The organism is Actinoplanes sp. NBRC 101535 (genome assembly GCF_030269225.1).
Taxonomy (GTDB): Bacteria; Actinomycetota; Actinomycetes; order Mycobacteriales; family Micromonosporaceae; genus Actinoplanes; species Actinoplanes rectilineatus.
On the sequence record NZ_BSSY01000003.1, the window covers coordinates 224,768 to 238,577 of the forward strand.

At 70.2% G+C, this 13,810-nt stretch carries 11 protein-coding genes; 2 read left to right on the forward strand and 9 right to left on the reverse strand.

Going from position 1 to position 13,810, the window contains the following annotated elements; all coding sequences use genetic code 11:
• Positions 1-42: 42 nt before the first annotated feature.
• The 5 genes from fabF to QSK32_RS10085 form a co-directional block, all read right to left on the reverse strand.
• Positions 43-1,269, reverse strand: coding sequence for a beta-ketoacyl-ACP synthase II (gene fabF / locus QSK32_RS10065; protein WP_045743473.1), 1,227 nt, complete (start codon positions 1,267-1,269; stop codon positions 43-45).
• Between the two features lies 1 nt (position 1,270).
• Entirely contained in the window at positions 1,271-1,513 is a 243-nt protein-coding gene (locus QSK32_RS10070; protein ID WP_043525374.1) for an acyl carrier protein, read from the reverse strand.
• A 50-nt stretch (positions 1,514-1,563) separates the two neighbouring features.
• Positions 1,564-2,514: a beta-ketoacyl-ACP synthase III gene (locus tag QSK32_RS10075; RefSeq protein WP_285471731.1), complete on the reverse strand. Its 951-nt coding sequence runs from the start codon at positions 2,512-2,514 to the stop codon at positions 1,564-1,566.
• 52 nt (positions 2,515-2,566) lie between these two features.
• Positions 2,567-3,493: an ACP S-malonyltransferase gene (locus QSK32_RS10080; RefSeq protein ID WP_285471732.1), complete on the reverse strand. Its 927-nt coding sequence runs from the start codon at positions 3,491-3,493 to the stop codon at positions 2,567-2,569.
• A 192-nt stretch (positions 3,494-3,685) separates the two neighbouring features.
• Positions 3,686-4,771: a PucR family transcriptional regulator gene (locus QSK32_RS10085; protein ID WP_083449125.1), complete on the reverse strand. Its 1,086-nt coding sequence runs from the start codon at positions 4,769-4,771 to the stop codon at positions 3,686-3,688.
• Between the two features lie 400 nt (positions 4,772-5,171).
• On the opposite strand from QSK32_RS10085, the gene QSK32_RS10090 reads away from it, so the two are divergent.
• Together QSK32_RS10090 and QSK32_RS10095 are read left to right on the forward strand one after the other, a co-directional pair.
• Positions 5,172-5,396: a hypothetical protein gene (locus tag QSK32_RS10090; RefSeq protein WP_045743476.1), complete on the forward strand. Its 225-nt coding sequence runs from the start codon at positions 5,172-5,174 to the stop codon at positions 5,394-5,396.
• Between the two features lie 136 nt (positions 5,397-5,532).
• Positions 5,533-6,321, forward strand: coding sequence for a TetR/AcrR family transcriptional regulator (locus QSK32_RS10095; RefSeq protein WP_285471733.1), 789 nt, complete (start codon positions 5,533-5,535; stop codon positions 6,319-6,321).
• 71 nt (positions 6,322-6,392) lie between these two features.
• On the opposite strand, the gene QSK32_RS10100 is transcribed toward QSK32_RS10095, so the two are convergent.
• The 4 genes from QSK32_RS10100 to aceE form a co-directional block, all read right to left on the reverse strand.
• Positions 6,393-6,998 carry a hypothetical protein gene (locus QSK32_RS10100; protein WP_245674016.1) on the reverse strand — a complete coding sequence of 202 codons (606 nt, stop codon included), beginning with the start codon at positions 6,996-6,998 and terminating at the stop codon, positions 6,393-6,395.
• 351 nt (positions 6,999-7,349) lie between these two features.
• The gene (gene gltX / locus QSK32_RS10105) at positions 7,350-8,762 is read right to left on the reverse strand and encodes a glutamate--tRNA ligase (protein WP_083449126.1); all 1,413 of its coding nucleotides are present in this window, start codon (positions 8,760-8,762) and stop codon (positions 7,350-7,352) included.
• Between the two features lie 70 nt (positions 8,763-8,832).
• Positions 8,833-10,947, reverse strand: coding sequence for a methyl-accepting chemotaxis protein (locus QSK32_RS10110; RefSeq protein WP_285471734.1), 2,115 nt, complete (start codon positions 10,945-10,947; stop codon positions 8,833-8,835).
• Positions 10,948-11,041: 94 nt separating this feature from the next.
• Complete coding sequence (gene aceE / locus QSK32_RS10115) at positions 11,042-13,780, reverse strand: pyruvate dehydrogenase (acetyl-transferring), homodimeric type (RefSeq protein WP_045743480.1); 2,739 nt, start codon at positions 13,778-13,780, stop codon at positions 11,042-11,044.
• Positions 13,781-13,810 lie beyond the last annotated feature (30 nt).

Genomic DNA, 13,810 nt, shown 5'->3' on the forward strand with positions numbered 1-13,810 from the left:
CGGTGCAGCGCACCGGGGGCCCTCCTCGTCTGTACGGGCTGATCAGGCCTTGCCGAAGATCAGCGCCACGTTGTGCCCGCCGAAACCGAACGAGTTGTTCATCGCCGCCTGGATCTCGGCCGTCCGCGCCTTGTGCGCGGCGACCTCGAGGTCGAGACGCTCGTCCGGGTCGTCCAGGTTGATCGTCGGGGGGATGACGCCCTCGCGCAGGGCGAGGATCGTGGCGATCGACTCCAGGGCGCCGGCCGCGCCGAGCAGGTGACCCGTCATCGACTTGGTCGAGGTCAGGATCGGGTGGCTTCCGATCGCCGCCTTGATGCCGATGATCTCGCCCATGTCGCCGACCGGGGTCGACGTGGCGTGGGCGTTGACGTGCTGGATGTCCGCCCCGGTCAGGCCGGAGTCCTTGATGGCCATCTTCATCGCCCGGATGCCGCCCTTGCACTCCGGGTCCGGCTGGACGATGTCGTAGCCGTCCGAGGTGATGCCACCACCGAGCAGGCGGGCGTGGACCCGCGCACCCCGGGCGGCCGCGTGGTCGGCGCGTTCCAGGACGATCGCGCCGGCGCCCTCACCGAGGACGAAGCCGTCCCGATTCTTGTCCCACGGACGTGAGGCCCGTTCCGGCTCGTCGTTGCGGGTGGACATGGCGCGCATCGAGGCGAAACCGGCGATCGGCAGCGGGTGCACCACGGCCTCGGTGCTGCCGGCCAGCACCACGTCCGCCCGTCCGGCCCGGATCAGGTCGAGACCCAGGGCCACCGCCTCGGCCCCGGTGGCGCAGGCGCTGGCCATGGCGCGGACGCCGGCCTGAGCGCCGAGTTCGATGCCGATCCAGGCGGCCGGCCCGTTCGGCATCAGCATCGGCACGGTGTGCGGGCTGACCCGGCGCGGACCCGACTTCTCCAGGATGTCGTCCTGCTCGAGAAGGGTCAGCGCACCACCGATGCCGCTGCCGTAGGAGACCGCGAGCCGTTCCGGGTCGAGGCCGGAGCCGGCCAGCCCGGCGTCCGCCCACGCCTCCTTGGCGGCGATGATCGCCATCGCCTCGGCCCGGTCCAGGCGCCGCATCTTGACACGGTCGATGACCTCGGAGGGGTCGACCTTGAGCAGGGCGCCGATCCGGACCGGGAGTTGCTCGGCCCACTCCTGGGTGAGCGGACCCACCCCGGAGTGACCGGCGAGCATGGCGTCCCAGGTGGACGCGACGTCCCCGCCCAGCGGGGTCGTCGCGCCGAGCCCGGTGACGACGACGTCAACATTGCTCATGTCAGTGGTTCGCCTCGATGTAGGTGACCGCGTCGCCGACGGTCTTGAGGTTCTGGACCTCGTTGTCGGGGATCTTGACGCCGAACTTCTCCTCAGCCGCGACCACGACCTCGACCATGGACAGCGAGTCGACGTCCAGGTCGTCGGTGAAGGACTTCTCCTCGGCGACGTCGTCCGGGTTCACCCCGGCGACCTCCTCGAGGATCTCAGCAAGGCCGGAGGTGATCTCTGCGCGAGTTGCCATTTCGGATTCTTTCCTCTCGATGGTGCGATGTGTCGACGGAAGGGTGCTGCTCACGGGCAGCGGATGACCTGTCCGGCGTAGGTGAGGCCGCCGCCGAAGCCGAAGAGCAGCACCGGTGCCCCGGAGGGCACCTCACGGCGCTCGATCAGCTTGGACAGGGCCAGGGGGACGCTCGCGGCCGAGGTGTTCCCGGACTCGACGAGGTCCTTGACGACGATCGTGTCGGGCCCGACGCCGAGCTTCCTCACGATGGCGTCGATGATGCGGGTGTTCGCCTGGTGCGGCACGAACGCGGCCAGTTCGGACGGGTCGACCCCGGCCCGGCGGCACGCCTCGAGCGCGAACGGCGCGAGAGCGGTGGTGGCCCAGCGGAAGACCGACTGGCCGTTCTGCTTGATGTACGGCCGCCAGCCCGCGATGGTCAGGGCCTCGCCCTTCTCCGGGGCGGATCCCCAGATGACCGGCCCGACGCCGTGCTCCTCGTCGTCGGCGGTGGCGGTCAGGACCGCGGCACCGGCGGCGTCGCCGAACAGGATGGCGGTGGTGCGGTCCGACCAGTCGATCACGTCGGACAGCTTCTCCGCGCCGATCACCAGGGCGTTGCGCGAGGCGCCGGCCCGGATCGCGTTGTCGGCGTTGCCCAGCGCGTACGAGAAACCGGAGCAGGCGGTGTTGATGTCGAACGCGCCCGGGGCGAGGATGCCGAGCCGGTGCGAGACCTCGGCGGCCACGTTCGGGCACCGGTCGATCGCCGAGCAGGTGGCCACGACGACCAGGTCGATGTCGGTGGCCGCGATGCCGGAGGCGGCGAGCGCCTTCTCGGCGGCGATGGTGGCCATGTCGGCGACCGACTCGGCGTGGTCGGCGATGCGCCGCTCGGCGATCCCGACCCGGTCCCGGATCCACGCGTCGTTCGTGTCCAGGGTCATGGCCAGGTCGTCGTTGGTGACCACGCGAGAGGGCTGGTAGTGGCCCATCGCGACGATGCGGGAACCCGTCATCGTGTTCCTCCTTGGGGCGCGGCGAGCGCAACGGGGTGGTGTGTGGGGTGTGTCATTGCTGTGCGCTGTGCCGTGCGATCAGGTCGAGGGCCGCGGGCAGGTCGTCCGGGGTGTTCAGGGTGACCGTCTCCGGGACGCCGATCGGCCGGAACTCGCGCTTGACCAGGCCGGCGAGCGTGCCGGCCGGCGGCAGCTCGATGATGCCGGTGACGCCCAGCTCCTTCAGCGTGTTCATGCAGAGGTCCCAGCGCACCGGCGAGGTGACCTGCTGGACCAGGCGCCGCAGCACCTCCCGGCCCTCGGTGACGGCGGTGCCGTCGAAGTTGGAGAGCAGCGTCCGGCCGGGGTCGTGGGCCTCGATGCCGGCCGCGGCGGCGGCCAGCTCGGACTCGGCGGGCGCCATGTACGGCGTGTGGAACGCCCCGGCGACCTTCAGCGCGACGATCTTGGCTTTCTCCGGCGGCTCGGCGGCGAACGCGGCGAGCCCTTCGAGCGAGCCGGCCGCGACGATCTGGCCGGCGCCGTTGCGGTTGGCCGCGTGCAGCCCGTGCTTCTCGATGGTGGCGACCACCTCGTCCGGGTCGCCGCCCAGGACGGCGCTCATGCCGGACTGCTCCAGGGCGCAGGCCGCGGCCATCGCCCGTCCGCGGACTCCGGCCAGCGTGATCGCGGCCTCCGCCGGCAGCACGCCGGCGATCGAGGCCGCGCCGAGCTCACCGACGCTGTGGCCGGCGACGACGACGGAGCCCGCGAGCGGCAGGTGTTCCGCGGCGAGCAGAGCTGCGGCTATCAGCAGGGGCTGAGTCCGCGCGGTGTCCTTGATCTCCTCGGCGTCCGCCTCGGTGCCGAGGTGGATCAGGTCGACGCCGGCATGGCCGGACCAGTCACGGAGACGGTCGGCAGCACCGGGGAGGTCGAGCCACGGAGTGAGGAAGCCTGGCTTCTGTGAGCCCTGGCCAGGCGAGAGTACGGCGAGCACGTTGTTGACTCTCCCGGATCGGAGGCCGTTCCGGGGTTGCCGGGGGCTACCAATCCCTACGATGAGGGTTGTAGGAAACCTACAAAAGGGTGGACGACTTGGGTAACTTTATCCGCTTTTGGGGTCGTGGTCGTTTGTTGCTGGTAGGCGATACGCCGGTCGTTCACCCGGAAGAGTGACCCTCTTGCGGGTTCAGGACACCGGATCCATCCGGCCGATCGTGAGCGCCATCCGCAGGGCGAAAGCGTCCCGGCCGTCCAGCGGGGACAGCGCGGTCACCTCCGCGACCCGCTTCAGGCGGTACCGCACGGTGTTCGGATGCACGTACAACTCCCGGGCGGCACTCTCCAGCACGCCCCCGGCCGAGAAAAATGCGTCGAGCGTCTCCAGCAGTCCGCTGCCGGCCCGCGACAACGCCCCGAACACGTCGTGCCGCAGCTGCCGCCGGGCGTCCATGTCCCCGGCCAGCACCCGCTCCGGCAGCAGGTCGTCGGCGGCCACCGGGTTCGGCGCCCCCGGCCACGCCGCCGCCACCCGGAACCCGGAGAGCGCGGCGCGGGCCGACTCGGTCGCCTGATCCAGGGACGGCACCGCCGGGCCGACCACCACCGGGCCCTCGCCGAAACTGGACGCCAGGGCGGACGCGGTCGCCAGCGGGTTGGCCGCGCCACCGGCCACCACCACCAGCCGGTCGCCGTGCACGCCGCCGATCACCTCGAGCCGGGCGCGCCGCGCCGCCCGGTAGACCGCGTGCAGCACGGCGGCGATGTCCCCGCCCGGCGTACGCCCCACCACCACCGTCACCGGCGGCGCGTCCGCCCAGCCCAGTGCGGCCGCCCGGCTGGCCAGCACGTCCGAGGAGTCGCCCCGCAGCAGCGCGTCGACCAGCAGGGCCTGCAACCGGGCGTCCCAGGCACCCCGGGACTCGGCGGCCCGCGCGTACACCCGGGCGGCCGAGAAGGCGATCTCCCGGGAGAACCGCAGGATCGCCCGCAGCAGCGCCTCCTGCTCGCCCTCCTCGGCGAAACTGGGCACCTCGGCCTCGGCGACGTCGATGGTCACCTTGATCAGCTGGACGGTGTGGGTCAGCGTGATCACCCGGGCCAGGGCGCGCGGCGCCGCGGCGAACACCTCGTCGGAGATCTCCTGCGTCTCGGCGACCGTGCCACCCGAGCGCAGCCACTCGACCAGCGACCGGACGCCGGCCTGTGCGACGAGCATCACCCAGGCCCGCTGATCGGCCGGCAGTGCCCGGAACCAGGGGAGGGTCTCGTCCATCCGGCTGATCGCGCCGCTGGCGAGGGCTCCGGCCTGCCGTTCTATCCGGCGCAGCGTGTCCGGGCGCAGCGGATTCGCATCCGGTGCGGGGGGAGGAGGATTGTCGTTTCGGGCGGTGTCTGCCACCGGCCCAGGGTGTCACGGCGGGTCCGGCCGGTGTGGGTACCCGCCTCCGGCATGCGGATGACACGCCGGGAGAGCCCTCCAGGCCAGAACTTTAGGCGTTTTTATGACATTTGACGGGAGTAGCGGTGCGCCTCTGCCGCGATTTCGGTCGGTGACCTGGCAAGGTGTCGGACGAGTGCGGTCCGGGCTGAGGGTTAACACCGGGCGCCCCGGTGCCGATGAAGATGCGGTGCCGGGGGAAGCCGGTGTCGAGGACACGGATCGAGGAGGCGAGATGATGGAGCGGGACGAGTCGTTTCCGCGTACCGACAGCGAAGCCCCCCTCGACGACATGCCGGCGGTCACGCCGGCCGACGAGGAGCCTGTCGACAACGAGGTCACCGGGCGGGTCGGTTGCCGGACCGAACTGCGCGGATGGGCCGGCGCACATCTGCACGGCGCGGTGCGGCCACGGCGTCGTGCGGCCGGGCGAGGCCGGCCTCCGGGCCGTTGGTGCTGATTCTCTTGGGGGTACGCGTCAGCTGCCGTCGCATCTGACGCCACACCTCCCCCGGTCGTCCCCGAACGAGTGAGCGGAAGCCTGTTTCGGGCGCGTTTCCCGGGCCGCGGGGTCCGGGCCTGATCAGGTTGTCGCGGTGGACGACAAGAGGCGACTGATTCTCGACCAGGCACTCGCTCTCGTGGACGAGCGCGGACTCGCGGCCATGTCGATGCGGGCGGTCGCCGAACGTGTCGGGCTCACCTCGATGGCGTTGTACCCGTACGTCGGTGGCAAGGACGCCCTGCTCGACGGCCTCGTCGACCTGCTCAACCTGGAGTTGGGCTCGGCGGTCGGCGGCGATCTCGCGGACATCGACTGGCGACGCCGGCTGCGTGCCCTCGGGCGGGCGGTTCGCGCGCTGGCCGGGGCGCATCCGAGTGCTTTCCCGCTGCTGCTCAACCGGTCGGCGGCGGGCGCGTCGGCGTCGTGGCTGACCGCGGCGCTGCGCGGGGTGCTGCACGATGCGGGCGTGCCGCCGGCGGGGGTGCCCCGGATGGCCCGGATGATCTGCGCGTTCCTGCTCGGCTACACCACCGGGGAGGTGACCGGTGGCCTGCCCGCGGCGCCCGTTCCCATCCCACCCGTAACTCCCGGCCCGGAACCCGGCCCCGCCCCGCCCCGGACCTCCCGGTTCGCCACGGCCTCCATCGGGCAGCCTACCGAGCCGGCGTATGCGGAGCGGGCAGATCCCGGGCCGGCGTATGCGGAGCGGGTGGATCCCGGGCCGACGGATATCGAGCGGGCGGATGGACTGACGGACCCTGATCAGGAGGAGCCCGATCCGGCCGCCGTCCGGGCGCGCGCCGACGCCGAGTTCGACGCCGACCTCGATGATCTGGTGCGCCTGGTCGAGTGCGCTCTCCCGTACCCGAGAAAGGTCTGAAAGGGCCTGCGCGGAAAAGCGACCGGGCCCGGCCGACTCATCGGCCGGGCCCGGTGATGTGCGTGGTGTGGCTAGATCCGCCGGCGGATCAGGAACGCCATGCCGGCCAGGCCGACCATGATCGCCAGCAGGACCGCGCCGTTCAGCAGGAACAGCTGGCGGAACTCGGTGAACGCGTCGTTGACGGTGTCCATCGGGTCGACTGCCTTGATGTCCTCGCCGAAGCCGCCGCCGATGCCGCCGTTGACGACGTCCGGCTTGGCCTCCAGCGGGGCCCCGCCGAGGCGCAGCGCCTCGGACATGGACAGCCGTCCGTAGAACCAGCCGGCGGTCTTCTTGCCGGAAGGCTGCTTGGCCGGCCGGTAGGCCCGGGGGCCGCCGGTCGCCAGCGGGTAGAGGTCGTAGACCTGGCTGGGCGATTCCTTGACCAGCAGGGTGACCGTGTATTTCGGTCCGAGTTCCGACGATTTCGGCGCCGTGGTCTGCGGCTTGGCCGCGGACAACCAGCCGACCTCGCTGAACAGCATCTGGAACAGGCGAGGCTGAGCCTCCTCCTGCACCATGATCTCCTCGGCGATCTCCTTGCCATCGATCTTGATCGCCGTGGGTTTCGTCGTTTTCGGCGCGGCGTGTGCCGCGCCCGGCACGACGCCGAGCAGTAGCGCGAACGTCACCATCAAGGCTCCGACCGCGGACACCGCCCTCGTGACCGTCCCTCGCACCATCCGACCTCCCGCCCCGTGTGGATGGACATGGACCAGTGAACACGCTGCTCATGAACCGGCGGTAGCGCCGGTGCGAAGGCCCAGGTCTCCAGCCTCCCCGGACACCGCCCCGCGCGCATCTCGAGGCAGGGTGAATTGGAGCCATGAGGGGGGACGGAGCCGGAACGGCCGTTGATCAGCCGCCGAATAGTACCCATGTCGTGCAACCGGCGGGGGCGGCGGTCACCCTGGTAGCGGACAGTTTCGTCCCGTTCGACGACCGGTGGTGTTCCCCGGTCGTCGAACGCGACTATTGTCGGCGAATCAGGACGAAAGCTTCGCCAGGGCGGCGTCCAGGCGGGTGATGGTGCGCTCCCGGCCGAGGGCCTCGAGCGACTCGAACAGCGGCAGACCGATGGTGCGCCCGGTCGCGGCGACCCGGACCGGCGCCTGAGTCTTGCCCAACTTGAGACCTCGGGCCTCGCCGACCTGCTCGAGAGCCGCCTTCAGCGCGTCGGCCGACCACTCCGGCAGCGCGGCGAACGCGGCGGACGTGGCGGTCAGGATGTCCGCCGCGCCCTCCTTCATCGCCTTGGCCCAGGAGGCCTCGTCGTGCACCGGCTCGTCGAGGAAGAGGAAGTCCACATAGTCGACGATCTCGGAGAGCACCGCGATGCGGGTCTGCGCCAGCGGGGCGATCGCGGCGAACACCGCGATGTCGAACTTCGCGGTCTCCCAGCGTGGGGCCGGGATGGTGTCGGTGCCGCTCAGCCAGGGCGCGCAGACCTGGATGAACTCGTCCTGGGTGAGCGCCCGGATGTACTCGCCGTTGAACGCCCGCAGCTTCTTGACGTCGAAGAACGCCGGCGCGTGGTTGACGTCCTCGATCCGGTACTCCTCCTCGACGACCGACCACGGGACGATCTCCCGGTCGCCGGTGGGCGCCCAGCCGAGCAGCATCAGGTAGTTGCGCATCGCGGCGGCGAGGTAACCCTCGTCGCGGTAGGACTCCAGGGCGACCTTGTCGCGGCGCTTGGAGAGTTTCTGCCGCTTCTCGTTGACGATCACGGGGACGTGGCCCCAGACCGGCGGCGTGACACCCAGCGCCTCCCAGAGCAGCTGCTGCTTGGGGGTGTTCGGCAGGTGCTCCTCGGCGCGGAACACGTGGGTGATGCCCATGCTCATGTCGTCGACCACGTTGGCCAGCAGGAACACCGCCGAGCCGTCGCTGCGGGCGATGACGAAGTCCTCGATCAGCTTGTTCTCGAAGGTGGGCTTGCCGCGGACCAGGTCGATCACCACGGTCTCGCCGGTGTCCGGCGTGCGGAAGCGCAGGGCGCGACCCTCGCCGGGGCCGAGCGCACGCTCACGGCAGAACCCGTCGTAGCCGGTGTGGGTGTTGCCGGTCCGCGCGATCACGTCGTCGCGCTTGCAGTCGCAGTAGTACGCCTTGGCCTCGCCGTAGAGCCGGGTGGCGGCGGCGGTGTGGTCGGCCGCGTAGGAGGACTGGTAGTAGGGGCCCTCATACGTCCCGCGTTCGATGCCGATCCAGTCGAGTGCCGAGATGATGCCCTCGGTCCACTCCGGCTTGTTGCGGGCTGCGTCGGTGTCCTCGATCCGGAGCACGAACACCCCGCCCTGTTGCTGGGCGTAGATCCAGTTCTGCAGCGCCGACCGGGCGCCGCCGACGTGGAACATGCCGGTGGGGGAGGGTGCGAAACGTACGCGAACAGTCACCGCCCCAGACTACCCAGGGCCGAAAGCCGTTTCCGCCCGGCATCGTGGGATGCCGGGCGGAAACGCCGGATCAGACCGTGAAGCGGCCGACCAGCCCGTCGAGACGCTGGGCGGTCTTGGCCAGCTCGTCGGCGGCCTGGTGCGAGATGGTGACCGACTCGCGGGTGCTCTGCATCGCGCCGCTGACCGTGCCGATGCCCTCCGCGATGTCCCGGCTGCCGCCGGCCGCCTCGGAGATGTTGCGGGCCATCTCGGCGGTGGTGGCCGCCTGCTCCTCGACCGCCGCCGCGATCGCCGTCTGGTAGTCGTTGACCTGGGCGATCCGCTGCGAGATCGCGTCGATCGCCTGGACCGCGCGGGCGGTGTCCGAGTCGATGGCGGCGACCCGGGAGGTGACGTCCTCGGTGGCCCGGGCGGTCTCCTGGGCCAGCTCCTTGACCTCGTTGGCGACGACCGCGAAGCCCTTGCCGGTCTCGCCGGCCCGGGCCGCCTCGATGGTGGCGTTCAGGGCGAGCAGGTTGGTCTGCTCGGCGATGGTGGCGATCAGCTGCACCACGTCGGTGATCTTCCCGGTGGAGGCGCGCAGCTCGGTGATGACGTCCGCCGCGGCCGCGGTGAGGCCGACACCGTCCCGGCCGGCCTGCGCCGCCTCCTGGGCGTTGTGCGAGATCTCGCCGATCGACGCGCCCATCTCCTCGGCGCCGGCGGCCACCGTCTGCACCACGTGCGAGACGGTGTCTGCCGCGTTGCTGACCGTGCCGACCCGCTCGGCGGCGGTGTCCGCCGCGTACGTCAGCTCGCTGCCGGTGGTGGCGACCTGCTGGGCGGTGTTGGACACCTCGGCCGACGCGGAGGTCACCTCCTGCATCACCGTGCGCAGCTGGGCCGAGGCGGTGTTCAGCGCGGTGGCCGCCTCGCCGATCTCGTCGGTGCCCTTGTCGTTCACCGTGACGGTCAGGTCCCGGTCGGCGAGTCGGCGCAGCGCACCGGTCAGGCCGCTGATCCGCCCGGCGATCCGGGACGCCTGCCACCAGGCCACGGCCGCGCCGAGCAGGGCGAGCAGCACGGCGGCGACCACGAACCAGGTGAGCATCGCGCTGCGGCCGTCGCGGACCACGGTCACCGCGGTGGCGGAGTCCGGCCCGTAGCCGCCGACCGCGACCGCCCACTGGTACGGCGCGTAGTAGGCCACCGTGATGGTGGTCGACGCGGGTTCACCGCCGGCCGCTCCGGCCAGTTTGTAGGTGCCCTGCCACGTCTGGCCGTCGGTGAGGGAGGGCGCCGCCGCCACGATCTCCTGGACGTACGTGACACCGTTGGCGTCGGTCGCGTCGAGGAAGGTCTGGCCGACCGCGGCCTCGATGCTGGAGGCGACCACCCGGCCGGCGTCCGCGGCGGCGGTGCTGTACGTGGCGAGCCAGCCGTTGGTCTGGATCGTCGTCTCGCCGATCGCCGAGGTCAGGGTCTCCAGTGCGGAACTCTGCGGCACGCCGACGAAGAGCGCGCCGATCACCGTGTTGCCGCTCTTGATGGGCTCGTAGACGGTGATGTACGGCGTACCGACCACCGAGGCGACACCGCGGTAGGTCTTGCCGGCCTTGATCGCGGCGTACACCGCGTTGGCCTTGCCGTCGGCGGCCGACGGGATGTACGTGCCGATCGCCCGGGTGCCCTTGGCGGACTTCACCGTGGTGGCGATCCGCAGCAGGCCGGTGTCGCCGTTCATCATCTGGAAGATGGTCACGTCGGCGCTGGTCAGTTGTTTGACCCGGTCGACGTAGGGCGTGGTGACCTTGAGGTTGGTGTTCTGCCCGAGCGCCTTGCCGTCGATCGCCATGCGGGGCAGGGTGACGCTCTTCGCCGTAGTGGTCACCTGGTTGATCGCCGACCAGGTGTAGGTCCCCGCGGTCTTGACCATTCCACCGAGCTGCGAAAGCAGGCCGGAAGCGGTCGTCATGTTGGCGTCGACGCCGTTCTGCACCTCGTCCCCGACCGTCTGGACCAGGGCGCTGGCGTCCTTGGCGCTCGCCGCCAGCGAGGCCTGGCTCTGCTTCAGCACCTCCTTCTCGGTGCTTTCGGCGAACTCGGCGCTGCGCCAGGCGCCGACCAGGACCAGCACGAGGGCGGTCGCCAGGACGCTGCCGAGTCCGAGAAGAAGCAGTTTGTGACTGATGCGAAGGCTCACAAAGGGTGTATCGGCGAATTACTCCCGGCAATGAGCGAAGCCCGCCGCATGCGCGGCGGGCTTCATCACATCGTGATCGGTTCAAGCGCGGCGATCAGCTGTCGCCACCGGTCTCGCCCACCGGCGCCGCGTTGACGTCGTCGATCGCGTACTTCTTGGCGGCCTCGGCCGGCACGTGCGCCGGGATCTTGCCCTTGAGGGCCAGTTCCCGCAGGGTCGCGACGGTGACCGACTCGCCGTCCACGTGGAAGTGGCGGCGCAGTGCGTGCCGGGTGTCGCTCATGCCGAAACCGTCGGTGCCCAGCGAGGTCCAGCCGTTCGGCGCCCACCGGGCGATCAGGTCCGGAACCGCCCGCATCCAGTCGCTGACGGCCACCGCGGGACCCTCGGTGTCCTCCAGCTTCTGCAGGACGAACGGCTTGCGCGGGGTGTCGCTCGGGTGGAGCAGGTTGTGCTCCTCGGCCTCGATCGCGTCGCGGCGCAGCTCGGTCCAGGAGGTGACCGACCAGACGTCGGCGCTCACGCCCCAGTCCTGGGCCAGCAGCTCCTGGGCCTTGAGCGCCCAGCGCATGCCGGTGCCGGAGGCGAGCAGCTGCGCCTTCGGGCCGGTGGTCGACGGACCCTCGCTGTACCGGTAGATGCCCTTGAGCAGGCCCTCCCGGTCCACGTTCGCGGGCTCGGCGGGCTGAAGCGCCGGCTCGTTGTAGATCGTGAGGTAGTAGAAGATGTTCTCCTGCTTCTCGCCGTACATCCGGTGGAGGCCGTCCTCCATGATGTGCGCGATCTCGTACCCGAACGCCGGGTCGTACGACACGACAGCCGGGTTCGTCGCCGCGATCAGCAGCGAGTGCCCGTCCTCGTGCTGCAGGCCCTCACCGTTGAGCGTGGTCCGCCCCGCGGTCGCGCCGAGCAGGAAGCCCCGGGTCATCTGGTCCGCGGCCGCCCACAGCTCGTCCGCGGTCCGCTGGAAGCCGAACATCGAGTAGAAGATGTACAGCGGGATCATCGGCTCGTCGTGCGTCGCGTACGACGTACCGGCGGCGATGAAGCTCGCGGTGGAACCGGCCTCGTTGATGCCCTCGTGCAGGATCTGGCCGTTGGTCGCCTCCTTGTAGGACAGGAACAGGTCCCGGTCCACGGAGGTGTAGTTCTGGCCGTGCGGCGAGTAGATCTTCTTGGTCGGGAAGAGCGAGTCCATGCCGAAGGTACGGGCCTCGTCCGGGATGATCGGCACCCACCGGGCGCCGAACTCCTTGTCCTTCATCAGGTCCTTGAGCAGGCGGACGAAGGCCATCGTGGTGGCGACCTTCTGCTTGCCGCTGCCCTTCTTGAGGAAGCTGAACGCGTCGGAGTTCGGGATCGCCAGCGACTTGGCCTTGGTGCGCCGGCTCGGGATGGACCCGCCCAGCTCACGACGGCGCTGCAGCATGTACTGCATCTCGTCGGACTTCTCGCCGGGGTGGTAGTACGGCGGGAGGTACGGGTTCTCCTCGAGCTGCTTGTCGCTGATGTCGAGGTAGAGCCGGTCGCGGAAGCCCTTGAGGTCGTCGAGGGTCAGCTTCTTCATCTGGTGCGTGGCGTTGCGGGCCTCGAAGTGCGACCCGAGCGTCCAGCCCTTGATGGTCTTGGCCAGGATCACGGTCGGCTGGCCGGTGTGCTCGGTGGCCGCCTTGTAGGCCGCGTAGAGCTTGCGGTAGTCGTGACCGCCCCGCTTGAGGTTCCAGATCTCGTCGTCGGTCATGCCCTCGACGAGCTTGCGGGTCCGCTGGTCACGGCCGAAGAAGTGCTCCCGGACGTACGCCCCGGACTCGCCCTTGTAGGTCTGGTAGTCACCGTCGGGCGTCACGTTCATCAGGTTGCGCAGCGCGCCGTCGGCGTCCGCCTCGAGCAGGGTGTCCCACTCGCGGCCCCAGACGACCTTGATGACGTTCCAGCCGGCGCCGCGGAAGAAGCCCTCCAGTTCCTGGATGACCTTGCCGTTGCCGCGGACCGGCCCGTCGAGGCGCTGCAGGTTGCAGTTGACCACGAAGGTGAGGTTGTCGAGCTCCTCGCGGGCGGCCACGCCGATCGCGCCGAGCGACTCGACCTCGTCCATCTCACCGTCGCCGAGGAACGCCCAGACGTGCTGCTGGCTGGTGTCCTTGATGCCGCGGTTGTGCAGGTACCGGTTGTACCGGGCCTGGTAGATCGCGTTCATCGGGCCCAGGCCCATGCTGACGGTCGGGAACTCCCAGAAGTTCGGCATCAGGCGCGGATGCGGGTACGACGGGAGACCGCCACCGGGGTGGCTGAGCTCCTGCCGGAAGCCGTCGAGCTGGTCGGTGCTGAGCCGGCCCTCGAGGTAGGCCCGCGCGTACATGCCGGGGGAGGCGTGACCCTGGAAGAAGATCTGGTCGCCGCCGCCGGGGTGGTCCTTGCCGCGGAAGAAGTGGTTCATGCCGACCTCGTAGAGGCTGGCCGACGACGCATACGACGAGATGTGCCCGCCGACGCCGATCTCCGGGCGCTGCGCGCGGTGCACCAGCATCGCGGCGTTCCACCGGACGTAGGCGCGGATCCGCCGCTCGACGAACTCGTCACCGGGGAACCAGGGTTCGTCCTCGGGAGCGATCGTGTTGATGTAGTCGGTGGACCTCAGCGGCGGAACGCCGACCTGTCGCTCCCGGGCCCGTTCCAGCAGCCGCAACATCACGTACCGGGCTCTTTTGGTGCCCCGTTCGTCGATGACTCCGTCCAGCGACTCGACCCACTCGGTGGTTTCCTCGGGGTCGATGTCCGGAAGCTGGCTCGGCAGGCCGTCGCTGATCACCGGGCGCTTGCGCTCCGTGGCCACAGGCATTACCTCTTGGTTGAGTGTCGGGAA